This is a genomic window from Pseudomonas sp. R19M (assembly GCF_050312585.1).
GTDB lineage: Bacteria > Pseudomonadota > Gammaproteobacteria > Pseudomonadales > Pseudomonadaceae > Aquipseudomonas > Aquipseudomonas palleroniana.
Window position 1 is genome coordinate 129,334 of the sequence record NZ_JBNPJV010000093.1, and the last position, 24,550, is coordinate 153,883.

25 protein-coding genes are annotated in these 24,550 nt (G+C 60.0%); 13 read left to right on the forward strand and 12 right to left on the reverse strand.

Annotation, left to right across the window (positions count from 1 at the left end; all coding sequences use genetic code 11):
- Positions 1–43: 43 nt before the first annotated feature.
- Complete coding sequence (locus ACQRBT_RS24110) at positions 44–970, reverse strand: carbon-nitrogen hydrolase family protein (protein WP_244383701.1); 927 nt, start codon at positions 968–970, stop codon at positions 44–46.
- An 82-nt stretch (positions 971–1,052) separates the two neighbouring features.
- Here ACQRBT_RS24110 and ACQRBT_RS24115 point away from each other — a divergent pair, with 82 nt between their 5' ends.
- On the forward strand, positions 1,053–1,946 hold the full coding sequence (locus ACQRBT_RS24115) for a LysR family transcriptional regulator (protein ID WP_081087101.1): 894 nt from the start codon (positions 1,053–1,055) through the stop codon (positions 1,944–1,946).
- On the opposite strand, the gene ACQRBT_RS24120 is transcribed toward ACQRBT_RS24115, so the two are convergent.
- Positions 1,939–2,193 (reverse strand): hypothetical protein, encoded by a 255-nt coding sequence (locus ACQRBT_RS24120; RefSeq protein WP_060757089.1) that lies wholly within the window; start codon positions 2,191–2,193, stop codon positions 1,939–1,941. The genes ACQRBT_RS24115 and ACQRBT_RS24120 overlap by 8 nt on opposite strands.
- 163 nt (positions 2,194–2,356) lie before the next feature.
- On the opposite strand from ACQRBT_RS24120, the gene ACQRBT_RS24125 reads away from it, so the two are divergent.
- Positions 2,357–2,677, forward strand: a complete 321-nt coding sequence (locus ACQRBT_RS24125) for a DUF883 family protein (RefSeq protein WP_016979401.1) — start codon at positions 2,357–2,359, stop codon at positions 2,675–2,677.
- 37 nt (positions 2,678–2,714) lie between these two features.
- On the opposite strand, the gene ACQRBT_RS24130 is transcribed toward ACQRBT_RS24125, so the two are convergent.
- Positions 2,715–3,743, reverse strand: a complete 1,029-nt coding sequence (locus tag ACQRBT_RS24130) for an Ldh family oxidoreductase (RefSeq protein WP_060757090.1) — start codon at positions 3,741–3,743, stop codon at positions 2,715–2,717.
- 649 nt (positions 3,744–4,392) lie between these two features.
- Between ACQRBT_RS24130 and ACQRBT_RS24135 the strand changes: the two genes are divergently transcribed.
- From ACQRBT_RS24135 to ACQRBT_RS24165, 7 genes are all read left to right on the forward strand, one after another.
- The gene (locus tag ACQRBT_RS24135) at positions 4,393–5,394 is read left to right on the forward strand and encodes a FecR family protein (RefSeq protein WP_412046821.1); all 1,002 of its coding nucleotides are present in this window, start codon (positions 4,393–4,395) and stop codon (positions 5,392–5,394) included.
- 317 nt (positions 5,395–5,711) lie between these two features.
- Entirely contained in the window at positions 5,712–6,161 is a 450-nt protein-coding gene (locus ACQRBT_RS24140) for a hypothetical protein (RefSeq protein WP_060757092.1), read from the forward strand.
- Positions 6,161–6,712, forward strand: a complete 552-nt coding sequence (locus tag ACQRBT_RS24145) for a hypothetical protein (protein ID WP_060757205.1) — start codon at positions 6,161–6,163, stop codon at positions 6,710–6,712. Before ACQRBT_RS24140 ends, ACQRBT_RS24145 begins: the two co-directional genes overlap by 1 nt.
- Positions 6,713–6,779: 67 nt before the next feature.
- Positions 6,780–7,526 carry a hypothetical protein gene (locus ACQRBT_RS24150; protein ID WP_161549502.1) on the forward strand — a complete coding sequence of 249 codons (747 nt, stop codon included), beginning with the start codon at positions 6,780–6,782 and terminating at the stop codon, positions 7,524–7,526.
- A 61-nt stretch (positions 7,527–7,587) separates the two neighbouring features.
- Positions 7,588–8,268, forward strand: a complete 681-nt coding sequence (locus ACQRBT_RS24155) for a C39 family peptidase (protein ID WP_090371448.1) — start codon at positions 7,588–7,590, stop codon at positions 8,266–8,268.
- Between the two features lie 37 nt (positions 8,269–8,305).
- Entirely contained in the window at positions 8,306–9,049 is a 744-nt protein-coding gene (locus ACQRBT_RS24160) for a hypothetical protein (protein ID WP_060757095.1), read from the forward strand.
- 48 nt (positions 9,050–9,097) lie between these two features.
- Positions 9,098–10,399, forward strand: coding sequence for a hypothetical protein (locus ACQRBT_RS24165; RefSeq protein WP_104993470.1), 1,302 nt, complete (start codon positions 9,098–9,100; stop codon positions 10,397–10,399).
- A gap of 125 nt (positions 10,400–10,524) precedes the next feature.
- On the opposite strand, the gene ACQRBT_RS24170 is transcribed toward ACQRBT_RS24165, so the two are convergent.
- Positions 10,525–11,850: a sigma-54 dependent transcriptional regulator gene (locus ACQRBT_RS24170; RefSeq protein WP_244383707.1), complete on the reverse strand. Its 1,326-nt coding sequence runs from the start codon at positions 11,848–11,850 to the stop codon at positions 10,525–10,527.
- 346 nt (positions 11,851–12,196) lie between these two features.
- Here ACQRBT_RS24170 and ACQRBT_RS24175 point away from each other — a divergent pair, with 346 nt between their 5' ends.
- Complete coding sequence (locus tag ACQRBT_RS24175) at positions 12,197–12,457, forward strand: hypothetical protein (RefSeq protein ID WP_025857279.1); 261 nt, start codon at positions 12,197–12,199, stop codon at positions 12,455–12,457.
- 66 nt (positions 12,458–12,523) lie between these two features.
- Here ACQRBT_RS24175 and ACQRBT_RS24180 read toward each other — a convergent pair whose 3' ends face one another.
- The 3 genes from ACQRBT_RS24180 to gnd are packed head-to-tail and all read right to left on the reverse strand — an operon-like array spanning position 12,524 to position 15,848.
- Positions 12,524–13,348, reverse strand: a complete 825-nt coding sequence (locus ACQRBT_RS24180; protein WP_411983900.1) for an HAD family hydrolase — start codon at positions 13,346–13,348, stop codon at positions 12,524–12,526.
- The gene (gene zwf, locus ACQRBT_RS24185) at positions 13,345–14,868 is read right to left on the reverse strand and encodes a glucose-6-phosphate dehydrogenase (RefSeq protein WP_412046820.1); all 1,524 of its coding nucleotides are present in this window, start codon (positions 14,866–14,868) and stop codon (positions 13,345–13,347) included. Before zwf ends, ACQRBT_RS24180 begins: the two co-directional genes overlap by 4 nt.
- Positions 14,865–15,848: a phosphogluconate dehydrogenase (NAD(+)-dependent, decarboxylating) gene (gnd, locus tag ACQRBT_RS24190; RefSeq protein WP_412046819.1), complete on the reverse strand. Its 984-nt coding sequence runs from the start codon at positions 15,846–15,848 to the stop codon at positions 14,865–14,867. Before gnd ends, zwf begins: the two co-directional genes overlap by 4 nt.
- A 269-nt stretch (positions 15,849–16,117) precedes the next feature.
- Here gnd and ACQRBT_RS24195 point away from each other — a divergent pair, with 269 nt between their 5' ends.
- The 3 genes from ACQRBT_RS24195 (at position 16,118) to ACQRBT_RS24205 (ending at position 18,575) form a co-directional block, all read left to right on the forward strand.
- Positions 16,118–16,294: a DUF6026 family protein gene (locus tag ACQRBT_RS24195; protein WP_158510695.1), complete on the forward strand. Its 177-nt coding sequence runs from the start codon at positions 16,118–16,120 to the stop codon at positions 16,292–16,294.
- 158 nt (positions 16,295–16,452) lie between these two features.
- Positions 16,453–18,195, forward strand: a complete 1,743-nt coding sequence (locus ACQRBT_RS24200) for a phosphoethanolamine transferase CptA (protein ID WP_060757101.1) — start codon at positions 16,453–16,455, stop codon at positions 18,193–18,195.
- A gap of 158 nt (positions 18,196–18,353) precedes the next feature.
- Positions 18,354–18,575, forward strand: coding sequence for a hypothetical protein (locus ACQRBT_RS24205; RefSeq protein ID WP_060757102.1), 222 nt, complete (start codon positions 18,354–18,356; stop codon positions 18,573–18,575).
- A gap of 100 nt (positions 18,576–18,675) precedes the next feature.
- Here ACQRBT_RS24205 and ACQRBT_RS24210 read toward each other — a convergent pair whose 3' ends face one another.
- The 5 genes from ACQRBT_RS24210 to pepN all read right to left on the reverse strand — a co-directional run bounded on the left by ACQRBT_RS24210 (position 18,676) and on the right by pepN (position 24,540).
- Complete coding sequence (locus tag ACQRBT_RS24210) at positions 18,676–19,167, reverse strand: GNAT family N-acetyltransferase (RefSeq protein ID WP_060757103.1); 492 nt, start codon at positions 19,165–19,167, stop codon at positions 18,676–18,678.
- Positions 19,168–19,317: 150 nt separating this feature from the next.
- On the reverse strand, positions 19,318–20,439 hold the full coding sequence (gene zapE, locus ACQRBT_RS24215; RefSeq protein ID WP_060757104.1) for a cell division protein ZapE: 1,122 nt from the start codon (positions 20,437–20,439) through the stop codon (positions 19,318–19,320).
- Between the two features lie 15 nt (positions 20,440–20,454).
- Positions 20,455–20,790, reverse strand: a complete 336-nt coding sequence (locus ACQRBT_RS24220; RefSeq protein ID WP_060757105.1) for a nuclear transport factor 2 family protein — start codon at positions 20,788–20,790, stop codon at positions 20,455–20,457.
- A gap of 52 nt (positions 20,791–20,842) precedes the next feature.
- Complete coding sequence (locus tag ACQRBT_RS24225; protein ID WP_060757106.1) at positions 20,843–21,559, reverse strand: helix-turn-helix transcriptional regulator; 717 nt, start codon at positions 21,557–21,559, stop codon at positions 20,843–20,845.
- Between the two features lie 323 nt (positions 21,560–21,882).
- Positions 21,883–24,540, reverse strand: a complete 2,658-nt coding sequence (gene pepN, locus ACQRBT_RS24230) for an aminopeptidase N (RefSeq protein ID WP_412046818.1) — start codon at positions 24,538–24,540, stop codon at positions 21,883–21,885.
- Between the last annotated feature and the right edge of the window lie 10 nt (positions 24,541–24,550).

The following is a 24,550-nucleotide window of genomic DNA, read 5'->3' on the forward strand; positions in this document are numbered from 1 at the left end:
CTGCAAATGTGGGAGCCGGCCCTCCCACACAGCTGAGCGGTGTTCAGTCAGCGATGAAGCGTACGCCCGGCTTGGCCCGCTCATCGACCGTCAACTCAAACACATCCGGCCGGGCGTAATGCCCCACCACGTCGTAGTCATAGCGCGCACGCACCAGTTCGTCCGTATCGATCTGCGCCGTCAACAAGCCTGCCTCACCGCGCAATGGCCCGGCGAGTACATCGCCCATCGGCCCGACAATCACACTGCCGCCCGCGATCAACGGGCGCTGCGCCGGCCAGTTGGCCACTTCCACACCCAGCGCCTCGGGCGATGGCTGCACCTGGCAGGCGCTGACCACAAAACAGCGACCTTCGTGGGCCACATGGCGCATGCTGACTTGCCACATCTCGCGTTCATCCACGGTCGGCGCACACCACACTTCGACGCCCTTGGCGTACATCGCCGTGCGCAGCAACGGCATCATGTTTTCCCAGCACACGGCGCCGCCGATGCGCCCTATGGCGCTGTCGATCACCGGCAGGGTCGAGCCGTCGCCCTTGCCCCAAATCAATCGTTCGGTGCCGGTGGGCATCAGCTTGCGGTGCTTGGCCACCAGGCCGCCCGTCGGTTCGAAATACAGCATGGTGCAATACAAGGTGCTGCCACTGCGCTCGATCACGCCGAGCACCAGGTTCGCCCCCGTACGCGCCGACAACTCGGCCAGCGCCTGCGTCTCCGCGCCCGGCACATCAATGGCATTGGCAAAATAGCGGGCGAAAGCTTCGCGACCTTCGGGCAGGCGGTAACCCAATAGCGTGCCAAACCCTTCACCTTTGGGATAACCGCCCAGCAGGGCTTCCGGCATCACCACCAGTTGTGCGCCGCTGCGTTTGATTTCTTGCTCATACGCCAGGATTTGCTCAAGGGTTTCGGCCTTGCCGCCAGGCAAGGCACCGATTTGCAGGGCAGCCACTATCGAAACAGGCATCAGGTTCACTCCGAATGAGGGGGGTTGCCCATTTTCCCGCCAGCCTCGATCATGAATAAAGCCCACCTCAGTGCTAAATGATATGAGCCAAATGAATATCACCCAGGTCGACCTGAACCTGCTGAAAACCTTCGAAGCCCTGCACGACGAGTCGAGTGCCAGCCGGGCGGCCTTGCGCCTGGGCGTCACGCAATCGGCCATCAGCGCGGGTTTGCGACGCCTGCGCGAGGTGTATGGCGACCAATTGTTTGTGCGTACCGGACGTGGCCTGGCGCCGACGTTGCGCGCCAATCAATTGAAACCGGTCATCAGCGAAGCGCTGGACCGCTGTCGCCAAAGCCTGGCAATGGTCGACCCGGGTAACCAGCAGTATCAGGGACGCTCGGTGGTGGTGGGTTTGTCCGATGATTTCGAGATTGCCTATGGCCGTCGGCTGATGGAGGCAATCGCACAACGCGCACCGAAACTGCGGGTGATTTTCCGTCAGACCCACAGCCAGATTGTCGCAGCCGCCCTGCTTGATCGCACCCTCGACCTGGCGATCACCGCCGGTGGTTTCGCCCAAGGCCGGCTCAGTCGCCAAGTCGTGGGAGAAGGTGATTACCGCTGCCTGGTGGACTCGGACCAGGCCAGCATCAGCCTGGACGAGTTCGTCACACGCGAACATGTGCTGGTGTCGTCGGGCGGGTTTATCGGGATTACCGATGAGGGGTTGGCGGCGCAGGGGCTGAGCCGCCAGGTGTGTGCATCCACCAGCCACTTTGCGGCGCTGCCGTACTTGCTCAAGGGCAGCCAGGCGGTCGCCACCATTCCGGGGCACGCCGCCGAGGCGATTGCGCGCATGACCGGCTTGCGCGTACTGCCCTGCCCGCTGGCGCTGCCGCGCTATCCGGTGGAGTTGGGCTGGCGCACCCAGGCCCAGCTCGACCCCCTGTTGCTGAAGGTACGCGAGGCGATTGTGGCGTGCTTTATTTAGCCGCCGCCATCAGCTTGTTGACCTCACTGCGCACCATGTTGGAAAACTCCGGCGGCGACATGCCGTCGAGTTCCGCACGGACCCATTCGGCCCACTTGCCCTTGCGCTTGGCACGCTCGCCGAACAGCCGCGCGGCCTCCCCCTTGGCCTTGCCCAGGTTGGTTTGCCACAGCTCGTAAAGTCGGGACTTTTCATCTTCCAGCTCGGCGCGTTCGGCGAGGGTCTTGTTGGCGAGATTGAAGCTCATGTTGAATTACCTGCTGCACAAATAGGCGACATCTTACACTGTAGGTCGAAACTTCCTGGTCCGGATTTAGCCTTGAACGGCCCCGGCGCAAAAAAACTGCAACTTTTGCCGAGGCCCGATACTCCATTGTTCACTGTCACATCCACTTGCAAGGAGTCACCCAATGGCCCGCAAAACCGCTGCCCAAGCCGTCGAAGACCAAATCAAGGATCAAGCCTTCAGCGAATTGACCGCGCTGATCGAAGAGTCGGACAAGCTGCTCAAGAGCAGCGCATCCCTGGTGGGTGAAGAAGGAGAAACCCTGCGCGAGCAGGTTGCCATCAAACTCAAGCAAGCGCTGGACTCGGTGTCCAACGTGCGTGAACGCAGCAAGCCGGTGGTCGATGCCACCGAAACCTACATCGGTGGCCACCCATGGCAGACCGTGGCGATTTCCGCAGGCTTCGGCCTGGTCGTCGGCCTGTTGCTGGGTCGCCGCAACTGATCGAATCCGGGCTGCGCCAGCGCTGGCGCAGCCTGTTTTATTCGCCGGCCAGCTCTCGCAACCGCGCCAACTCCTCGGCATCCACCTCGATACCCTGCGCGTCCGACCGCTCCCGTGTGCGATGACGCCGATCCCCCGGCAACCGCCGCAACCCTGCCGCATGCATCTGGCGCACCAATTCCTGGCTACGCTCGGCAAAGCTTTGCCCGGCGGTCTTGCTCGGGTCGATCACAATCAATAACTGCCCCGTCCAGGGCGTGCGCGCCCCTGGATGGTCGGCCCAATTGAATTCGAAAGAAAAATTGCCGCCGGTCAAGGCCGCCGCCAGCAACTCCACCATCATCGACAAGGCCGAACCCTTGTGCCCGCCAAAGGGCAGCAACGCGCCCCCTTCCAATATGGCCTTCGGATCCTGGGTCGGCTGGCCCAGGCTGTCCACGCCCATGCCTGGCGGCAGGCGCTCGCCCTTGCGTGCCGCGATCTGTACATCGCCATGGGCGATGGCGCTGGTCGCCAGGTCAAACACAATCGGCGCGCCATCGGCACGCGGGGCGGCGAAAGCAATCGGGTTGGTACCGAACAACGGACGGTCGGCGCCATGGGGCACCACGCAGGTCATGCTGTTGACCACGCTCAACGCCACCAGCCCCTCTTCGGCGAACGGCTCGACGTCCGGCCACAACGCGGCAAAGTGATGGGAGTTATGAATGGCCAACAGTGCAATTCCGGCACTGCGGGCTTTTTCCACCAGCAGCGGGCGCGCAGCCTCAAGCGCCGGCTGGGCGAAACCATTGCCGGCGTCCACCCGCACAAAGCCTGAAGCGACATCGGTGACCACCGGTTCGGCCTTGCCATTCACCCAGCCGCTGGCCAGGGTGCTGACATAACCGGGTATACGGAAAATCCCGTGGCTATGCGCGCCATCGCGCTCGGCGCCGGCACAGTTGCGGGCCAAGGTCGCGGCCACCTGCGGCGAGGTACCGTGCAGTACGAAGACCCGATGCAGCAACGCCACCAGCTCGGCAAAACCGATGCGGACCAACGCCCGCTCATGGACCTGTGACATCTGAAGCTCCGATTTTATGATTGGAAGGGGCAACAAGACTGGGTAGCCAGGCCGACGATTAAACACCGGGGGGCAAGCCCACTGTCAACCTGCGTTTTTTGGTGCATTCAGAAGCATAGGTATCTACACAAATGATGGCCCTGATCCCGTGTTTTTGATCTTGATCTTGCTTTTGATCTAAAGCGCCCCGTCAAACCACGCTGGCCGAACGCAGGCTTGAATCCGTGGGTAACCCGGCAGGACGCCGGGTTAGCCGCCCCGCGCCATGGATGGCGCGTGGCGGCGGCCCACGGATTCAAGCCTGTGTTCGGGCACACCGAGCCTGAGCGAGGTGCCGAGTGGTGGGGCAAGGACCTTTTGGTTACTTTTGGGTCCTTCCAAAAGTGACCCGCTGTAAGAGCGGAACCCTAAGCCGCCGTTACCGCAGCAATGGATATGTACTCGGTCACTCCAACAGGTCGGCTCATAGGCCGCCACGGGAGCAAGCTCCCTCGCCACAAGGTTTCAGCTTGGCACCAGAGTTGTGGAGACACCCAGGCGTCAGAAAGGCAACAAACGAGAACCACTCCCAATTGAAATGCAATCACCATGATGGCAGTTCTCGTCATCCTGCTACGGAGGTTAGAATGTGCGAAATCAGGATGAGTTGATGACCGAAAAGTCCCTTTCAGAAGCCGAATATGACGCCATCACCGATGCGGCCGCGCATTGGTGCATGCGCATGCACGCCAGCGATTGCACGCACGCTGAACGTCAGGCTTTTGCCCAATGGCACGACGCCCACCCCCTGCACGCTTTTGAATACGCGGCGATGCTGGAGATCTGGGACGTCGCCGACCACCTGCCACGCCATGAGCCCAGCGCTGGGGCAGTACCGCTGCCGTTCAAGCCACGCAGCCGTTGGCGCACTTATGCGGTCGCAGCGGCGATCAGCCTGGTGGCATTGCCCCTGGCGGCCTTCACCGGCTGGGAAGCGGGCTGGGTGCCCAGCGCTTATGAACGCTATGACGCCACGCACGGGTTGCGCCAGGTCACCCTGGGCGATGGCAGCCAGGTGGAACTCAACCTGGGCACAGAGTTGGTCTACAGCAACTATAAGGACCAGCGTCGGGTCACGCTGAAAAAAGGCGAAGCCTTCTTCAACGTCAGCCACGACCGTGCCCACCCGTTTATCGTGCAGGCCGGCGAAGGCCAGGTGCGGGTCACCGGCACCCAGTTCAATGTCTGGAAATATGAAGACCAGGTGCGGGTGACGCTGTTGGAGGGCTCGGTACAGGTCGCCAGCGACAACCTGCACGCCAGCGTACCGCTGAACCCTGGCATGCAGGCCAGCTATCAACCCGGCGACGCGACACCGCGCGTGCAGGCGACCGCCCCCGACGATACCGCGCTGGCCTGGCGCCAGGGCAAGCTGATCCTCGACAACCTGGCGCTTTCCGATGCATTACCTTTGATCAACCGCTACCTGGACAAACCGGTGATGCTGGCGGACGCCAGTACCGGGGCGATTCGCATCGGTGGCATCTACAACATCAACGAGGTCAACAACCTCATCCCGTCCCTGCCTAAAGTGCTGCCGGTCTACCTGACCCAGAACCTGGAAGGCAACCCCGTCCTCAATTCCATCCCGCGTAAAGCCCCCAAAGGTTGAGCCTTCTACCTGCCAAGGCCGCTTCGTTCGTGCCCGCAGTGTCCATTTTTGAAACACCTTGCGCCTCTGGATCGCCCACTCTAGGCGAATTCATCGTTTTGTCATGCGCAGTGTTTCATTGCTGAGACACCTTCAGACAAGGCTGGGCATATCCCATCAGAGGGCTGTTGTTTCATCAATGAAACACCCTGGCCATCACTTCGCCCTACAAGAAACTCAACCCTTTGAATAACAACGATAAATAAAAAGCGGCACAGCTTCTGCTCTATCCCTTACAGCGCTGTTTAGGGTCAGCGCGAAGAATAAGGAATGCCGCCGTGGCCACACTCACTCAAGTTTCGATGAACATGCTGCTGATCAGCTGTGCACTCAGTGTCGGCCTCAGCGTTCCGAGCTATGCGGGTGACGGCGTTATCGTGACAGGCCGCGATGTACAAGGTCACATGTATGGGCGCCCCCCTTTCGGGCCAGACCCCTACCCCACCACCGCCAACGCCAACCCAAGCCGGGAAGTCATAGGCGCCACGGGCGAGCTCAGTGATGCGGCGATCGGCGGCATCAGCAGCGGTTCGAGCATCGTGCAAGCGGTCCAATCCAGCAGCAACTTGACCCACTTGCAAGCCACTCAGAACGGCATGTCGACCTTGGGTGCCGGCTCTGCCGCCGGTCACGGTGCAGGCAGCAGCGTGGGTGGGCAGATCAGCGACTCGATCCAGCGCGGCATGGCCCCCCTGAACAACATCGGCAGCATGATGGGGGGCAAATGATGAACCGTTCCCTGGTGCTACTTGCCCTGCTGGGCAGTGCTGCGGCCATGGCCGACAACACCGCGACAATCAACAACAGCGGGCAGGACTACGGCGGCAACCTGTCGATCAACCAGGCTGCAGGCAACCAGCAACAGATGGCCAACAACCGCGCCGTCACCCTGGGCGGCCAGGCCACCACCCTCAACATCCAGCGAATGGATGGCAGCGTCGATCCCTCCCTGAACGCCAAGGCGGCGATCCAGGGCACCTCTTTCAGCAACGGCAACGGTGTACTGGGCTTCAACCAGTCGGCCGGGGCCAATAACCAATCAGTCAATGCCGTGCGGATCAGCGTCAATCCTGCCCCGCTCAGCATCGACGACAGCGTCTTGTTGCAACAGAACACCACGACGCTGGCAACCGACTCAGGGCTCACCCCCACCACTGGCAGCCGCCAGGTCGTGACAAGCGACCAGGCCTTCACCGGCAGCCGAGGAGTGATTCAGGTGAACCAGAGTGCCGGGGTGGGGAACCGAGTGGCTAACACCCTGGGCATCACTATCAAGTAAGCGCTTGGTAGCACACGTTAGACCGTACCAACACTTAACCAACTAATTAGAAGCAAGGAGAAACACCATGAAACCTCAAATGGCTCTGAAACCACTGGTTTTCGCTCTCGCCGCACTCATGGCTGCTGCTGCTCAAGCAGGGGGTGGCTGGCACCCTGCCCCTCAACCCACCGGTACTGTTGCCTCCGTCGTGACCGATGTGCAAAAAAGTGCACACAACAAATTCGACGATACCAAAACCGAAAACAATGCTTCGGCTGATGGCTCGGTCACCAATAACAGCGGTAACGTTGGGGTAAACGCGCAGGCGGGTTCGGGCAACCAAGCTGACAACGCCGGTGCTATCTCCAGTGCCAAAGGCGACTTTGCAACGGTGTTTGCAGTGATCGACGTGGATCAAGCCAGCAAGCACAACACCTTCACCAACAAAGGCACGCAAAACAATGCGTCGCTGGACAGCTCGGTGAACAATAACTCCGGCAACGTGGGCTACAACGGTCAAGCCGGCCAGGGTAACCAGGGTAAAAACAACCTGGCGATCACCACCGCCGATGGTAAAAACATCGCGGCAGCCTCCAACACCGAGCAAAACTCGCTCAACAACACCTACCTCAACGCCGCGGCTACCAGCCATGGCTATGGCTGGGGCAGCAAGCCTCAATACGTGTCCAACAACTCCAGCCTCGACAACTCGGTTAACCACAACTCCGGTAACGTGGGTGTGAACCTGCAATCGGGCGGTGGTAACCAAGGCAGCAACAGCCTGTCGATCGGCCAGGGTTGCAGTGTCTGCGCCAGCGGCGTGCGCTTCTGATGCAATGGGGCCTTGGCAACAAGGCCCTTTTTTATTCCAGTGTCCAACAGGTCATACGATCATGCGCCTCGCGACCCTCACCCTCCTGATGCTGCTCACCGGCCCTACGTGGGCGGGCACCATGGCGGTTTCCGCCATGCCTGGCGGTGCAGTCATCTTCAAGAAGGTCGAGAGTATTCGTGAGCGGCGCTTCGCCAACCTGGTGGAACAGAAAACCGATTTCAGCTGCGGTGCCGCGGCACTCGCCACCATCCTGCGCCAAGCCTATTGGCTGGACGTCGACGAAGATCATGTCATCAAAGGCATGCTGGTGACCGCCGACCAGAACCTGGTGCGTACCCAGGGCTTTTCCATGCTGGACATGAAGCGCTATCTCGAAAGCATCGGCATGCGTGCCCGAGGCTACAAAATTGCGCCTGAGACGCTGGTAACGGTGAGAATCCCCGTAGTGGTATTGCTGGAAATTCGAGGCTACAAGCATTTTGTGGTGATGCAGCGCGCCGACAAGGACTGGGTGTATATCGGCGACCCGGTGCTGGGCCATAAACGCTACTCGAAGGACGACTTCGTCAAGGGCTGGAACGGCATCGTATTCGCCGTGCTGGGTGAGGGTTACGACAAGACCAATGTCTTGCTCGACCCGCCCACCCCGCTGACCGCCAGGAACATGATGAACAAGTTCAAGCCCCTGGCCGATACCGAGCTGATGGACTTCGGTTTTATCCAAAGCGACTTCTTCTAGAAGCGCAATAAGGAGCAGGACGCTCCAGGAGCTGAAGATGAACACTTCCCGCTGGCTGACCGTCTTGTGTCTGGCAGCCTCAATGCCTGCTTATGCGTCGTCGGGGTTCAAACCGATCGAACTCAAGGATTCGGAAATGGCCGATCTGCGTGGCCGTTACGTAATGCCGGGGCGAATCATCAGCTTCGGCATTGTGATGAGCAGCACCTGGACCAACGCCGTGGGCGACACCATTACCGGCAAGGCCAGCATGCAGATCGACAAAACCACGATCACCCCGCAGTTCTACGTACAGACTACCGGCGCCACCGGTAGCGGGACGAACCAGCACACCGGTACCGGCAACGTGGTAGGCGGCGCGGGCCTGGGCAGCGGCCAGGGCGTGACCCAGAGCGTACGCACGGCCGGCGATGGCAACACCGCCTACAATGATGTGGGCATCAACATCAGCCAGAACGGCTTCGCCCCTGCCAATGCCGTGCAATCGGGGCAAGTGCTGGTCGCCGGCGGTACCGTCACCGGCGACAGCGCGGCAGGCCGCGTGAGCGTGTCAGCCAACAACGGCGGCCTGCAGATGGCGATCCAGGCCAATCATAACCAAGGCAACAGCCTACAGCAGATCGGCGGCGGGAATGTGTTGCAAGGTACGGTATTGACCGGCAACTCCAACTTCGTCAACAACATGACCCAGCTCAATGTCGTGATGAACAATGGTCTGAACAATCGCGCGTTGAACTGCAACTTGGATCAACTCAAAGGCCTACGCAATCTCGGTTATTGAACTACGCTGACCCTCGACACTTAAGCACTAAAAAGGACGGCTTATTTCATGCAACGATCGTTATCGCTACGTGCGGTGGTCTGTTTGAGTACACTCCTGCCCGCATCCATGTTGTATGCAGCGTCAGATACCGATGTCGAAACCCTCAAACAGGAGCTCCTCGAGCTCAAGCAGCGTTACGAAGTGCAACAAAAAGCCCTCGCGGTGCTGGAACAGCGTGTACGCCAGGTCGAAGACCAACCGGCAACACCCGCGCCGCGACGCCTGGCCAAGTCGCCCGCCGACTTCAAGAAAGGCGGCACGGCTGTCGCCGGCACAGGTGCCGCAGCGGCGTCCGGAGGCGCGGCAGGCGGCGGCAGTTCCTACGGGCAGTCTCTCAAGGATGATTCGGCCCCCGCGCAAAGTGTGAGCAACCTTTATAACGAAGCCAGCGGCTTTTTCGGCAATGGCAAGTTCAGCGTTGAAACCGGCATTACCTATGCCCGCTACGATGCGCGCCAATTGACCCTCAACGGCTTCCTGGCGCTGGATTCGATCTTCCTGGGCAATCTCAACCTGGACCGGATCAAGTCCGATAGCTGGACCCTTGACCTGACCGCGCGCTACAACGTCGATAACCGCTGGCAGTTCGACGTGAACGCGCCGGTGGTGTACCGCGAGTCGACCTACCAGTCGAGCGGCGCCGGCAACGATGCCACCGCGACATCGGAAGCTTCAGTCACCCGCAATCCAACCCTGGGTGACGTGAACTTCGGCGTGGCGTACAAATTCCTCGACGAAACTCCGAGCCTGCCGGATGCAGTGGTTTCTCTGCGGGTCAAGGCACCGACCGGTAAAGATCCGTTTGGCATCAAGCTCGTCAAGCAACCGGACAACGACAACCTTTTCCTGCCTGAAAGCCTGCCAACGGGTAACGGTGTCTGGTCGATCACCCCCGGCATTTCCCTGGTCAAGACCTTCGACCCGGCGGTGTTGTTTGGCTCGCTGTCCTACACCCACAATTTCGAGGAGTCGTTTGACGATATCAGCAGCGACGTTAACCAGAAAGTGGGCGGCAAGGTGCGCCTGGGCGACAGCTTCCAGATCGGCGCCGGCGTCGCCTTCGCGCTCAACGAGAAGATGAGCATGTCGTTCTCGGTGTCCGACCTCGTGCAGCGCCAGAGCAAGCTCAAGCCGGACGGCCGCGACTGGCAGTCGGTAGTCTCCAGCGATGCCAATGCCGGCTACTTCAACGTGGGCATGACCATCGCGGCCTCCGACAACCTGACCATCGTGCCGAACCTGGCCATCGGCATCACGCCGGATGCGCCTTCGTTCAGTTTCAGCCTGAAGTTCCCGTACTACTTCTGACGCAAAGGGCTGCTTTGCAGCCTGGAGCGGCGGTGCGAAAAACCCGCACATTCATCAGGAAAGACCCGACAGGAAAAAGCCCCGCAACGATAAGGGTCGTTGCGGGGCTTTTCGGTTTACCCGCCCTAGCGGATCTGGTGTTTGTGCAGCAACCGGTAGAACGTTGGCCGGGATACGCCCAGTACACGGGCTGCGACACTCAGGTTGTCGCTGTACCGGTTGAGCACATCGCACAGCGCCTGGCGTTCGGCGCGGTGCTTGTAATCTTCCAGTGTAGCCATCACTGGCGCGATTGCCTGCCGGCTTTGCAAACCCAGATCGGCGGCTTCGATTTGCCGCCCCTCCGCCAGCACCAGGCCGCGCCGTACACGGTTGGCCAACTCGCGCACATTGCCCGGCCACAGGTGCTCGCCCATGGCAACCAACGCATCCTCACTGAAACTGCGCGGACGACGACCGGTTTCCTGGCTGTAGAAATGCGAAAAATGGTTGGCCAGCATCCCTACATCACCGTGACGCTCGCGTAACGGCGCAGTGACCACCTGCAGCACATTGAGCCGGTAATACAGGTCTTCACGAAACGTGCCCTTTGCCACGGCGGCTTCCAGGTCGACGTGAGTCGCGGCCAGTACCCGTACATCCACCGGGATGGGCCGGCTGCCACCGACCCGTTCGATCTGTTTCTCTTGCAAGAAGCGCAACAGGTTGGCCTGCAACTCCATGGGCAAGTCACCGATCTCATCCAGGAACAGCGTACCCCCATGGGCCGCTTCGATCCGCCCGACCTTGCGCTGATGGGCACCGGTAAACGCACCTTTTTCGTGGCCAAACAGCTCGGACTGGATCAAATGTTCGGGAATCGCGCCGCAATTGATGGCGACAAAGGGCTTGCCCTGGCGCTGTGACTGGCGATGCAGGGTCTTGGCCGCCAGCTCCTTGCCGGTACCACTGTCACCACGAATCAACACCGGTGACTCGGTGGGCGCCAGTTTTGCCAGCAGTTTGCGCAGCTCGCGGATAGGGCGGCTGTCGCCGAGCAGCTCATGCTCGGGCTCGTCGACCCGCGCGTGGCATTTGCCACGCAGGCGCGCCATGCCAAAGGCACGGCCCAGGGTGACCTGCACCCTGGAGACGTCGAACGGCAAGGTATGAAAGTCGAAAAACCATTCACAGACAAAATCGCCGACGTTTTGCAGGCGCAGCACATCCTGGCTGAGTACGGCGATCCATTCGGTACCGCTGCGGCTGATCAACTCCTTGACCGCCTCCGGGCGTTCCAGGTGCGAGGGGTGCAAACGCAGCAGGCCGACATCGCAGGATCGCTCGCCCACGGCTTCCAGGTCGCAACTGTCCACCTCCCAGCCGGCGCTGCGTAAACCGGGTAACAGCCCGTGGCAATCGTCACAGGGGTCAACCACGAGCAGGCGGCGCTGGACAGGTGTAACAACCATGACTATTCCCTGACGTCAAAATGACTAAAGTTATTTAGAAACAATAGTTTGTGGCAGCTGCTGATAACCCTAGCAAGATCTTGACGCAGGCTTTGTACTAATTCGCTATAAGGAGGCGGCAAAAAGCCACTTTCTCAGCGCATTTACAAAAAAGTTGCGGCGCGCGCAAACTTTCATTCAGCTTTCAAAACAGCCGCTTACATGACTCTAATCAGGAAAAGTCGAAATTTCTTGTTTTAACATGTGACCCGTACCCCGCCATCGTGCATCAGTACAAGTAACCCGCCGCACGGTCAGCCCAACCGACGGCATTTCACTTGAATGGGCATTGAGAGAGACGACTCACATGAACGCCCCGCTCCGCATCAACGAAGCTCTTTTGATCGCAGACCGTGCTTTCCAGCCCTTTCAGTGCGTAGCCTGGCACGATGGCAATGGTGCCCTCAGCCTGAGCGTCATCGACCGCACTAATACCCGTATTGGCAGCAAACAACTTTCGTCGAGCGCCTATACCGACCCGGCACAATTGGAAGACTTGTTGTTGCAGGCCCGCGCCGAACTCGACAAAGATGGCTACCAGTTGCAGTCCTGGGCAATGCCCAAGTAAGCCGCTGCGCTAACTTGCGCTCACTGTAGAACAGCGAGCGCAAGTTCGGCATTGGAACTTAAGGGTTTATCGCGCCGCAAGAATAAAGCGCTCAAAGGCTTGCGCCGCGCCATCCTCGAGATTGCTGCCGGTGACGACACTGGCTTGGCGCTTGACGGTTTCTTCCGCCTGGCCCATGGCAATCGAAAAACCCGCCACGTGAAACATCGCCGGATCATTGCCGCCATCACCGATGGCGGCTGTCTGCTCCAGCGGTATGCCAAGGTGCGCCGCCAACGTCTTCAGGGCTTCGCCTTTATTGGCCAGCATGGCCGTCACATCCAGATAAACCGGTTGCGAACGCGAGACCTGGGCCAAACCCTGCACTTTGGGCTGCAAGCGTGCTTCCAGCTCCACCAGCAACTGGGTGTTTTGACTGGCCGCGACAATCTTGTCGACCCGATCCAGGTACGGCTCGAAGCTCTCGACCACTTTCGGACCGTAGCCAAGACCATCGGCTTCACGCTGTACCATCGGACCTGGCGGGTCGCGACGCAACCAGTCGCCATCGGCAAATACCCAGACCTCTACGTCCGGCTCACCGGAGAACAGCGCCAACGTCACCAACGCCGCCTCCGCCGGCAAGTGGTGGGCGACCAGGATGCTGCCGTCCGGGTTGATCAGCGTGCCGCCATTGAAGCCCGCAACCGGCACATCGACCCCGAAGGCCTCGATCATATGCAACATGGCCTTGGGCGGCCGCCCGCTGGCCAGGCTGAAGAGCACGCCGGCATCGCGCAGCGCGCGTACCGTATCCAGGGTGCGTTGGCTGGGCTGATGATCGGGACGCAAGAGCGTCCCGTCCATATCACTCAAGACGAATCGGATGGGATGAATCGCTACGTCATTCATCCCAGAGCGTGCCAGCTACGACCATCGCGGGCCAGCAACGCGTCGGCGGCTGCCGGGCCGTCTTCACCGGCCTTGTAGGCCTGGATGCCGTCATCCTCTTTCCAGGCATCGAGGAACGGCTGCACGGCGCGCCAGCCGTTCTCGATGTTGTCGGCGCGCTGGAACAAGGTCTGATCGCCGGTCATGCAGTCGTAGATCAGGGTTTCATAACCCGTCGACGGTTGCATCTCGAAGAAGTCCTTGTAGTCGAAGCCCAATTCGATATTGGCCATTTCCAGGGTCGGCCCGGGCTGTTTGGCCAACAGGTCGAACCACATGCCTTCGTTGGGCTGGATCTGGATTTTCAGGTAAGTCGGCTTGAGTTCATCCACCTCGGTATCGCGGAACTGGGCATAGGGCGCATGCTTGAAGCAGATCACGATCTCGGTGTCACGGATGCTCATGCGTTTGCCGGTACGCAGGTAGAACGGCACGCCGACCCAACGCCAGTTGTCGATCATCACCTTGAGGGCAACGAAGGTCTCAGTGCTGCTGTCGGGCGCGACATTCGCCTCTTCGCGGTAACCGGGCAGCGACTTGCCGCCGATCTCGCCGGCGGTGTACTGGCCACGTACCGAGTTGGCCCGGGCTTCCTCCAGGGACCACGGCCGGATAGCACCGACGACCTTGGCCTTCTCGCCGCGCACCGCATCGGCACCGAACGCTGCCGGAGGTTCCATCGCCACCATTGCCAGCAACTGGAACAGGTGGTTGGGCACCATGTCGCGCAGGGTACCGGTTTTCTCGAAGAAATTACCCCGGGTTTCCACGCCGACGGTTTCGGCCGCGGTGATCTGTACGTGGTCGATGTAATGGTTGTTCCAGAAAGCCTCGAACAGCACGTTGGAGAAACGGCTGATCAGGATGTTCTGCACCGTTTCCTTGCCCAGGTAATGGTCGATGCGATAAATCTGCTTCTCGCTCATCACCTTGAGCAGGCACGCGTTGAGCGCCTCGGCAGTGGCCAGGTCGGAACCGAAAGGTTTTTCGATGACCACACGGCGAAAGGCCTCGTCCGTTTCGTTGAGCAGCCCGGCACTGCCCAGGCGCTGCACCACGTCACTGAAGAAACGCGGTGCGGTGGCCAGGTAAAACACCGCGTTACCGGTGCCGCTTTCGGCGATCTTCTTGCCGATATCGGCGTAGGTCGTGTCGTCGAGGAAGTCGCCCTCGACGTAGCTGATACCTTTGGCCAACTGCGCCCACAGCTCAGGGTCCAATGCGTTTCCAGCACTGCCCCTGACCTTGCTTGCCGCCTCGGTGCGAATGAAATCTTCAAGCTTCTTGGCGAAGTCGGCGTCACTGATAGAATTGTGATCAACGCCAACAATACGCAGGCCATCGCCCAGCAACCCATCCCGATTGAGGTTGTACAGCGCCGGCATGAGCAGGCGCTTGACCAGATCCCCATGGGCACCAAACAGAAACAGTGTGGTGGGCGGGGCGGGTTCGGCCTTGGGTTTCTTGCCGTTGGCGGTCATTTTTTGGAAGTCTCCACGTGACCGCCAAAGCCGAAGCGCATGGCAGACAGCATTTTGTCACCGTAGGTGCTCTGCTGGCGCGAACGGAAACGTGCAAACAACGAAGTGGACAGCACCGGCACCGGCACCGCTTGCTCCATGGCGGCCTCGATGGTCCAGCGCCCTTCGCCACTGTCGGCGACGGAACCGGAGTAACCGTCGAGTTTCGGGTCGGTGGCCAGGGCGTCGGCGGTCAGGTCCAGCAACCACGAAGAGACCACGCTGCCACGGCGCCACACTTCGGCGATGTCGGCGACGTTGAGATCAAAGCGTTGGTCTTCCGGCAGGTTTTCCGAGTTCTTGGTCTTGAGAATGTCAAAACCTTCGGCGAACGCCTGCATCATCCCGTACTCGATGCCGTTGTGAATCATCTTGACGAAGTGGCCGGAGCCCGCAGGGCCGGCGTGGATGTAGCCCTGTTCGGCACGTGGGTCGGCATCGGCGGCGCGGTCCTTGGTGCGGGGGATGCTGCCCAGACCCGGCGCCAGGCTCTTGAAGATCGGGTCCAGGCGCTGCACGGTCTGCGCGTCGCCACCGATCATCATGCAATAACCGCGCTCCAGGCCCCAGACGCCGCCGGAAGTGCCCACGTCGACGTAGTGCAGGCCCTTTTCGGCCAAGGCCTTGGCGCGACGCACATCGTCTTTATAGTTGGTGTTGCCGCCATCGATGATGGCGTCACCGTCTTCAAGCAGTGTGCTCAGTTCGCTGATGGTGTCTTCGGTGGGCGCGCCTGCCGGCAACATGACCCAGACGGTACGCGGCTTCTGCAGCCCGGCAACCAGGGCCTTGAGGTCGGCAACGCCGGTGGCGCCCTCCTCGCTCAAGCCTTTGACGAATGCTTCGTTACGGTCGTATACAACGGTGGTATGCCCATTGAGCATCAGGCGCCGCGCAATGTTACCGCCCATGCGGCCTAGTCCGATAATCCCCAGTTGCATGTGCTGATGCTCCTAACTACTAAAAAATGTGTGACATAGTTTATAGCGCAATGAGGCTAATGAGGATTAGTCCAGAGCAGATCCGTGTAGTTTCATGACAAAAAAGTCGCCATCGTTTCAACATCACCCCACCAAAAGTCACACGACCACCAAAAATAAAAAAGTTCCCTTGATCCAAAAAAGAATTCAGACTTGCTCTCGACTGATGCCGAGAACCTCGAACCGAGCACTCGGGCACCGCGATCTACCGGCTATTTGCGAGGTAAGCAATGAGCGCAGTACAAATGACCAAACCGCCGCAAACCCTCTACGTCACCGTTCGTCGCGATGAACTGCGCCAGCTCAAAGACGAACGCGATCAGTTGCAGCAAGAGGTTCTGCGCCTACGCTCGCAACTGCAAGCCCAGCTGGAACAGCCGTCGGGCACCAAGCCTGCACTCTGCTAAGCGCCGCACGCCAGAGCGTTGCAAGGCAATGCCTACAGAAAACTCACAAAGTTTTCACATACCTGTCCCGATACTTCCGATCCGCGATGCCGCTCACTTACCGAGCGGCCTGATGCCGTGCGCGTGTGCGCGGCAATCATTGACTGATGGGGCGCTGGATGGCGATGTTCAAACGCAGCACGACGACTGCGAAAGGCTTTGATTGGGCCGGCCTGGGCTGGCTGTTTCTGTTTTTCTGGTATTTCTCGGGTATTACCCAACTACTCATCCAACTGACCGGCACGTCCGGCTTCAGTGGGTTCCGGCAAGCCTTCTTCCTGAGCGCGCTGTGGCTGGCACCCATGTTGCTGTTCCCGCGCCGCACGCGCCTGCTCGCCGCCTTGATCGGTGTCGTGCTGTGGGCATGCTCCATGGCCAGCCTGGGTTATTTCTTCATCTACCAGCAGGAATTTTCCCAGAGCGTCATCTTCATCATGTTCGAATCGAACATCTCTGAAGCCGGCGAATATGCCACCCAATACTTTGCCTGGTGGATCATATTGGCGTTCATCGCCCATACCGCCATGGCGGTTTTCCTGTGGACGCGCCTGCGCCCGGTCTACCTGCCTCGTGGCCAGTCGATACTGGCCGCCGTCGCGATCGTCGTAGCCGTGGTCGGTTACCCACTGGTCAAGCAATTCGCCACCAGCGACACCCGGGAACAAGCGATTGAGCGCTTCGAAAGCCGCATCGAGCCGGCGGTACCGTGGCAGATGATCGTTGCCTATCGCCGCTACACCGAGCAACTGAACAACATGCAAGGCATGCTGACCAGTGCCAGCCAGATTCCCCCCTTGAAAAACCTCAAGGACACCATGGCCGGCCAACCGTCGACCCTGGTACTGGTCATCGGTGAGTCCACCAACCGCCAGCGCATGAGCCTCTACGGTTACCCGCGCAACACTACGCCGGAGCTGGACAAGCTGCGCGACCAACTGGCCGTGTTCGATAACGTCATCACCCCGCGCCCCTACACCATCGAAGCGCTGCAACAGGTGCTGACCTTCGCCGACGAAGAGAACCCGGATCTTTACCTCAAGACGCCGTCGATCGTCAGCGTGATGAAACAGGCCGGCTACAAGACCTTCTGGATCACCAACCAGCAGACCATGACCAAGCGCAACACCATGCTCACGACCTTCTCCGAGCAGGCCGACGAGCAGGTGTACCTGAACAACAACCGTAACCAGAATGCTCGCCAATACGACGGTGACGTGCTGGCACCCTTCTCCAAGGCCCTGGCCGATACCGCCGAGCGCAAGTTCATCGTGGTGCACCTGCTGGGCACGCACATGAGCTACCAGTACCGCTACCCGGAAACCTTCGAGAGATTCACCGATCGCCAGGGCGTGCCCGAGGGCATCAGCGATGAACAGTTGCCGATCTACAACAGCTACGACAACGCTGTGCTGTACAACGACTTCGTGGTCTCGAGCCTGATCAAGGACTACGCCAAGACCGATCCGAACGGTTTCCTGCTGTACCTGTCGGACCACGGCGAGGACGTCTACGACTCGGCCGGACACAGCACGCTGGGCCGTAACGAGGGCAAACCGACAGCGCCGATGTACACGATTCCATTCATGGCCTACGCCTCGCCCAAGTGGCGTGAAACCCACGACTGGAGCTTCGCCGCAGACTTGCAGCGCCCGTACAGCAGCGCACAGCTGATCCACACCTGGGCCGACCTGGCCGGGCTGAGTTTCGATGAGTGGGACCGCAGCAAGAGCCTGGTCAACGACAGCTTCAAGCCACGCCCCCGCTTGATTGGCGACCCCTATGCACGCCAGCAGAAGAGCTTGATTGATTTCAGCTTGCTCAAGCCAAAAGCCGCGGACGCTTCCGACGTCGTTCTCAAGTAATCATCGACTGATTATTCCGATACTCCCGAAGTTAACAAAAACGTTAACTTCGGGTCATCACCGCGTTAACCCCCAGTTAATAAGATAGGCCCATAGTCGCTCCATGAATCTAATCACGGAACGACTGGATACCTTTCACTCTTAACGGGAATACTGCCATGAAACTTTCGACTTTAATGCTTGCCAGCCTGATGACCCTGACTTCCGCCGCTGCCTTTGCCGAAGGCGGTTCAGAGCGTTCGAAAGAGTTCTACAACAACTTCAATCTGGTCCAGCAGCAAACCCACGGCACGAATGAACAGACTGCGTCCGCCGATGGCAAGTCGGTAAAAGCCTCCAGTGTTGAACAGAACCGTTCAGAGCCGCTTCCGAAAAGTTGATTTAACACTGACTTAATCCGTATATCCCTATGCCACTTCGCTCCTGTGGCAAAGGTTAACTTGGCGCCACTTGATGGCGCCATTTTTATGCCTGTGTTTATTAAAGCGACTTCTTCCAGAACAACATGCGACCGTGGACCGGATCAAAGACCGAGTCTTCAAAGCCAAACTTGCGATACGCCGATTGCGCGACGGCGTTACCCTCCAGCACTTCCAGAGTGATCTTGCAGCAACCGCGTTGACGCGCGATCTCTTCAACCTTCTGCAGCATTTTCTGGCTCAGCCCCAAGCCACGGAACGCCTGCATCACCACGACGTCGTGGACGTTGACCAACGGGCGACAGGCGAAGGTCGAGAAACCTTCAAAGCAATTGACCAACCCCGCCGGCTCGCCACCGACAAACGCCAGTACGCTGAATGCGTGGGGGCGCTTGGCCAATTCGGCAGGCAGTTGCTCCAACAGGTCGGCCGGCAAGGCATGGCCTCCGCCCATCGGGTCCTGCGCGTAGTGATTAAGCACTTGGCCAATGGCCTCGGCGTGCACAGGGTTTGTGTAGCTGGCTTGCAGCACCAGGATATCTGGGGTGTCCATTGCCTTCCTCGATTGCGACAACAAGGGAACCGGTTCCCTTTGAGAACGAGGATTGTAAGCGTGGAGCCGGACGCAGATGAAGGAGATTAACTACAAATGCCCGACAGAAAGCACGAAGGTTGTGCGTTTCCAAAACGCGCCAACTACGTTTTACGTGGATTTTTCCCCGGCGCCGAAACGCTGCAACTGCATCTCTTGCAAGCGGCTCAAGGTGCGCCGGAACGCAAATTCCAGGTAGCCCTCGGTGTAGAGCTGCTGGAGCGGCACCTGGGCCTCGATAAACAGCGGGACCTTGCGGTCGTAGCACTCATCCACCAGCGCAATGAAGCGCCGCACGCTGTCATCGTGCACCGACAGGGCCGGTAATTCGCGATCACCGGCTTCGACACGCTGCGCACCATCTTCGGTGCCACGGGCGATGCGGCCTGGCCGGGTCTGCGCACTAAGGCAGGGAACCTCACCGAGCAGGATGGCCTTGAATCGATCGCACAGCAGCATGAAGTCCATTGCCGACAGCGGTTGCTCGCACAGATCGGCATAGCGGCACCACACTACGCTGTCGCTGAAGCGCACGGCCGCGAGGCTTCGGTGGCCCACGCTGAGCGGCCCGTCGGATACCCCCTGCCCTTCGCTCAATTGCTTGAACAGCGTGGCAAGCGCCTCCGGCTGATTAACCCAATAACGCTGCAGGCCGGCTCCAGGATGCAAACGGTGGTCCTCAGCGCCGTCCACTGCCACCACCTGCATATGCCGCTTGATGGCCTCGATACCCGGCAGGAAGCGTTCGCGATTGAAACCATCGGCGTACAGTTGCTCCGGCGGCTGGTTGGACGTGCAGACCATCACTACCCCTTCCTCGAACATCACCTGGAACAGGCGACCGAGGATGATCGCGTCACCGATGTCATTGACGAACAGTTCATCAAAACACAGCACACGCACTTCGCGGCTCAACTCGCGAGCCAATGCCTGCAAGGGATCTTGAATGCCGGTGAGCTGGAACAGGCGTTGATGCACCCACCCCATGAAGTGATGAAAATGCTGGCGCCGGGCAGGCACTTTCAGGCTCTGGTAGAACTGGTCCATCAACCAGGTCTTGCCACGCCCCACCGGCCCCCACAGGTAAACCCCGGTGATGGGCGAGTGGCCTTGGTGCAAGGCTGCGTGGCAAGCCTGCAAGGCGTCCACCGCTCGACGCTGGGCGTCGTCGGGCACGAAACCTTGCTGGTTGATGGCCTGTTGGTAAGCGGCGAGCGGAGAGTCGAATGTCATGGCCGCCAGTATGACTTACAGCGAGATATCCAACCGTGAAATCTTGCCCTGCTCGTTCAGGCGAAAGGTGTAGCGCAGCTCCAGCGGGCTACCGGGGAAATTGCCATGCACCACATTGCTGACCAGCACCTTGCCGGTGCGGTGTTGAACCTTGAGTACCTCGACCCGAGGCTGGTAGCGACGCCCGGTGTCCTCCATCCATCGTGCAATGGCGGCGGTGCCGACCTGATGCTCGCCTTCATCGAATACGTTGGCGTCGTCGGCAAAGCACTGGGCAACCGCCGAAGTGTCATAGGTATTGGCCGCCTCGATATAGGCCGCGATGGCCGGGGCCAACTCAGGAAGGGACATGGCACAGCTCCTTTTTTGGTGATTTATGGCGCCATGCTAAGCCAGGTTTGTGTCAGCTTTTGTCAGGAGTAAAGGGTGCGGATGCCTGTTGTTCCATCAGCTTGCGCCAACCTCGCAGCAGGTCACTGCGTCGCCCTGGGTAGCGCTCGCCCTGGTTCGCCGCAGCAGCCACACGGTCGGTACGAAAGGTCCGATAGGCCCCGCGTAACTCGCACCACGCCACAATGACCCGCACCTCATTGAGAAAACCCAGCGCCAGCGGCCAGATCAGGCGCTGGCTCTGGGTCTGGCTGGCATCAGCGTAGTCGATGTGCAACTTGGCTTGATGGTTGATGGCTTCGCGAAACACGTTGAGCGGCACGCGGTTTTCCGGGTAGCCGAAGCCCGGCGGCCCGGGCAAGAGCGTCGGGTTGCGCAACGCTTCCTGGGCGGCGGGGTCGAGCACATCCGCAATTTTCGCCAGGGCGTTGGCGGCAGCGCGGCTCAGCACGTCATCGCCGCGCTGGTCGACATAACGCAGGCCCAGCACGATGGCTTCGGTTTCCTCGGCATTGAGCATCAAGGGCGGCAGAAACAGACCGGCGCGCAGTACATACCCTACCCCAGCCTCGCCAAAAATCGGCGCGCCCAATGCCGTCAATTCGGCGATATCGCGGTACAGAGTGCGCTCCGAAACCTCCAATTGCGCAGCCAGCACAGCAGCAGTCACCGGCCGTTTCTTGCCCCGCAGGGCTTGGAGCAACGTCAGTAGACGAGTGGTACGCGACATATCGACCCCGGCAAAGCGAAAAGTGCAGCAGCTTAGCAGAGGCCCCTGTCAGAAAATGGCAGCAGCCGATGGCTTCACTTAACCCACGCCCACTTGAACCTGCTTGTAGTGAGCGGGCTTGCCCTAATGCCTGTCAGTTAAGAGATAGAGCGGACGATGGATAACCTGTGGGAGGGGGCTTGCTCCCGATAGGCCGCGCAGCGGCCTCAAAAATGGGCCTGCTACGCAGTCCATCGGGAGCAAGCCCCCTCCCACAATGACCGCGTTAAGCCTTAACTGACAGGCATTAGGGCTTGTCCCGCTCACTACAAGGGTTAGCTGAGTTATGCGAGGCTCTTGCTGACCACCTCGAACACATCACTCGACAACTCGCCGGACGCAAGAATGCGCTCCAGCTGCGCCTTCATCAGCGCCTGGCGGGTGTCGTCATATTTGCGCCAGCGTGTCAGCGGCGCCAGTTGGCGCGAAGCGATCTGCGGGTTGAGACTGTTCAGCTGGATCACCAAGTCCGCCAGGAAGCGATAACCCGAACCGTCGGCCGCATGGAAGTTGATCAGGTTCTGCCCGGCGAATGCACCAATCAGTGCCCGCACCTTGTTCGGGTTCTTGATGTTGAACGCAGGGTGCTCCATCAACGCCTTGACCCGATCCAGACCGCCCGGCAAGGTGCTGCCGGCCTGCACGCTGAACCATTGGTCCATGACCAGCGGGTTGTCCTTGAAGTTTTCCGCGAACACCGCCAGTGCCTGGGCCTTCTGCGCTTCGAACGGCGAATTGACCAGCACCGCCAACGCGGTCAGGCGTTCGGTCATGTTGTCGCAGGCGTCGAACTGTTCCAGGGTGGCCGCCAGCACTTCGGGCTTGCCGCTGAGCATCAGGTACGACAGCGCGATGTTCTGCAAGGCGCGCCGCGCAAAGTGCTCGGCGGCCGCCACATACGGGGTCTGTCGGGACAGCGCACGGTTGGCCTGATAGCGCAGCCAAAGCGCTTCGAACAACTGCTCGGCGAGCTGCTGGCGGGCAAACTCACGCGCCGCGTGGATGGCATCGACATCCGCCACTTCGCTGATTTCCGTCAGGTAGGCTTCACTCGGCAACGACAGCATCTCGGCGACCATCGCCTGATCCAGGCGCTCATCGCTCAGCACGCTGCGCAAGGCCTCGATCAGGCGTTGATCCAGCTTCAGCGGCTGACCCGCCTGATGCTGGCTGATCAGCTCCTGCAACACCTGCACCGCCAGTTGCTGGCCGGCATCCCAACGGTTGAAGCCGTCGCTGTCGTGCTGCATCAGGAACATCAGCTGATCGCGGCTATACGGGAAGCTCAGTTTCACCGGGGCCGAGAAACCGCGCAGCAGCGAAGGCAACGGCTGTTCGGCGATATCGACGAAGGTAAAGGTCTGCTCGGCTTCAGTTACCGAAATCACCCGCGAGGTACCGGCAGCACTCGACTCTCCGGCCAGGCGCAAGGCAATGCCGGCGCCCTTGCCGTCCAGCAGGCCCAACTCGACCGGGATCACGAACGGCAGTTTTTCCACTTTGTCCGGCGTCTGCGGGCAGCTTTGGCGGAACGTCAGGCTGTAGGTCTTGGCCGCAGCGTCATAGGACTCGCTGACCGCCAGGCGCGGCGTACCGGCCTGGCTGTACCAGCGTTTGAACTGGCTCAGGTCGGCGCCATTGGCATCTTCCATGGCCTTGACGAAGTCATCGCACGTCACCGCCTGGCCGTCGTGGCGTTCGAAGTACAGGTCGCTGCCTTTGCGGAAGCCTTCGGCCCCCAGCAAGGTGTGGATCATGCCGACCACTTCCGAACCCTTTTCGTACACGGTCAAGGTGTAGAAGTTGGAGATTTCGATAAAGCTTTCCGGGCGCACAGCGTGAGCCATCGGGCCTGCGTCTTCGGCGAACTGGTGAGTGCGCAGGTAGGCCACATCCTGAATGCGCTTGACCGTGGCCGAGTTCATATCGGCGGAAAAGCCTGAATCGCGGAATACGGTGAAGCCTTCCTTGAGTGACAGCTGGAACCAGTCGCGGCAGGTCACGCGGTTGCCCGACCAGTTGTGGAAGTATTCGTGGGCGACGATCGCCTCCACACGCTGGTGCGCGGCGTCGGTGGCGGTTTCGGCACGGGCCAGCACGGCAGAGGAGTTGAAGATGTTCAGGCCCTTGTTTTCCATGGCGCCCATGTTGAAGTCGTTCACGGCCACGATCATGAAAATATCGAGGTCGTACTCGCGCCCGTAGGTTTCTTCATCCCAGCGCATGGATTTTTTCAGGCTGGTCATGGCGTGCTGGCACTTGTCGATATTTTCCGGCTCGACGTAGATGCGCAGCGCCACTTCACGCTGGGTCATGGTGGTGAAGCTGTCTTCCACGCACCACAGATCACCCGCCACCAGGGCGAACAGGTAGGCCGGTTTCTTGAACGGGTCTTCCCAGGTTGCCCAATGACGGCCGTCTTCACCGGGGCCGCTGGCGATCGGGTTACCGTTGCTCAACAGCACGGGGTAGCGGTGTTGCTCGGCGATCACCGTGGTGGTGAAGGTGCTCATCACGTCCGGGCGGTCGAGGGAATAGGTGATCTTGCGAAAGCCCTCGGCCTCGCACTGGGTGCAGAACATGCCGCTGGATTTGTACAGGCCTTCCAGCGCGGTGTTGCTTTCCGGGTGGATCTTGACCGTGGTGTCCAGGGTAAAGGTGGCGCTCTTGGGGTGCACGGTCAGGTGGCTGTCGGTCAACTGGTAGTCGGCGTCAGTCAATTCCTGGTCGGCCAGGTTCACGCTCAGCAGCTCCAGCTGCTGGCCATCCAATACCAACGGCGGCAAGCCGGCGCCGCGCTCAGGGTTGCGGCGCATCACCAGTTGCGCGTGGACCAGGCTGTGGTCCTCGAACAACTCGAAGGTCAGGTGTGTTTCGTCGATCAGGTAATCCGGCGCCTGATAATCCTTCAGGTAAATCATCTTCGGTTGTTCGGTGCGCATGGGTGGCATC

Bases quoted from the DNA above. Each gene is read 5' to 3' on its own strand.
- ACQRBT_RS24220 (WP_060757105.1), bottom strand. From the start codon at position 20,790: ATGTCCCTTCCTGAGTTGGCCCCGGCCATCGCGGCCTATATCGAGGCG.
- ACQRBT_RS24175 (WP_025857279.1), top strand. From the start codon at position 12,197: ATGAACGCCCCGCTCCGCATCAACGAAGCTCTTTTGATCGCAGACCGT.
- ACQRBT_RS24155 (WP_090371448.1), top strand. From the start codon at position 7,588: ATGCGCCTCGCGACCCTCACCCTCCTGATGCTGCTCACCGGCCCTACG.
- ACQRBT_RS24160 (WP_060757095.1), top strand. From the start codon at position 8,306: ATGAACACTTCCCGCTGGCTGACCGTCTTGTGTCTGGCAGCCTCAATG.
- ACQRBT_RS24180 (WP_411983900.1), bottom strand. From the start codon at position 13,348: ATGAATGACGTAGCGATTCATCCCATCCGATTCGTCTTGAGTGATATG.
- ACQRBT_RS24205 (WP_060757102.1), top strand. From the start codon at position 18,354: ATGAAACTTTCGACTTTAATGCTTGCCAGCCTGATGACCCTGACTTCC.
- ACQRBT_RS24115 (WP_081087101.1), top strand. From the start codon at position 1,053: ATGAGCCAAATGAATATCACCCAGGTCGACCTGAACCTGCTGAAAACC.
- gnd (WP_412046819.1), bottom strand. From the start codon at position 15,848: ATGCAACTGGGGATTATCGGACTAGGCCGCATGGGCGGTAACATTGCG.
- ACQRBT_RS24225 (WP_060757106.1), bottom strand. From the start codon at position 21,559: ATGTCGCGTACCACTCGTCTACTGACGTTGCTCCAAGCCCTGCGGGGC.
- ACQRBT_RS24120 (WP_060757089.1), bottom strand. From the start codon at position 2,193: ATGAGCTTCAATCTCGCCAACAAGACCCTCGCCGAACGCGCCGAGCTG.
- ACQRBT_RS24195 (WP_158510695.1), top strand. From the start codon at position 16,118: ATGAGCGCAGTACAAATGACCAAACCGCCGCAAACCCTCTACGTCACC.
- ACQRBT_RS24165 (WP_104993470.1), top strand. From the start codon at position 9,098: ATGCAACGATCGTTATCGCTACGTGCGGTGGTCTGTTTGAGTACACTC.
- ACQRBT_RS24130 (WP_060757090.1), bottom strand. From the start codon at position 3,743: ATGTCACAGGTCCATGAGCGGGCGTTGGTCCGCATCGGTTTTGCCGAG.
- ACQRBT_RS24150 (WP_161549502.1), top strand. From the start codon at position 6,780: ATGAAACCTCAAATGGCTCTGAAACCACTGGTTTTCGCTCTCGCCGCA.
- ACQRBT_RS24110 (WP_244383701.1), bottom strand. From the start codon at position 970: ATGCCTGTTTCGATAGTGGCTGCCCTGCAAATCGGTGCCTTGCCTGGC.
- ACQRBT_RS24200 (WP_060757101.1), top strand. From the start codon at position 16,453: ATGGCGATGTTCAAACGCAGCACGACGACTGCGAAAGGCTTTGATTGG.
- ACQRBT_RS24145 (WP_060757205.1), top strand. From the start codon at position 6,161: ATGAACCGTTCCCTGGTGCTACTTGCCCTGCTGGGCAGTGCTGCGGCC.
- zwf (WP_412046820.1), bottom strand. From the start codon at position 14,868: ATGACCGCCAACGGCAAGAAACCCAAGGCCGAACCCGCCCCGCCCACC.
- ACQRBT_RS24170 (WP_244383707.1), bottom strand. From the start codon at position 11,850: ATGGTTGTTACACCTGTCCAGCGCCGCCTGCTCGTGGTTGACCCCTGT.
- ACQRBT_RS24135 (WP_412046821.1), top strand. From the start codon at position 4,393: ATGACCGAAAAGTCCCTTTCAGAAGCCGAATATGACGCCATCACCGAT.
- pepN (WP_412046818.1), bottom strand. From the start codon at position 24,540: ATGCGCACCGAACAACCGAAGATGATTTACCTGAAGGATTATCAGGCG.
- ACQRBT_RS24125 (WP_016979401.1), top strand. From the start codon at position 2,357: ATGGCCCGCAAAACCGCTGCCCAAGCCGTCGAAGACCAAATCAAGGAT.
- ACQRBT_RS24210 (WP_060757103.1), bottom strand. From the start codon at position 19,167: ATGGACACCCCAGATATCCTGGTGCTGCAAGCCAGCTACACAAACCCT.
- zapE (WP_060757104.1), bottom strand. From the start codon at position 20,439: ATGACATTCGACTCTCCGCTCGCCGCTTACCAACAGGCCATCAACCAG.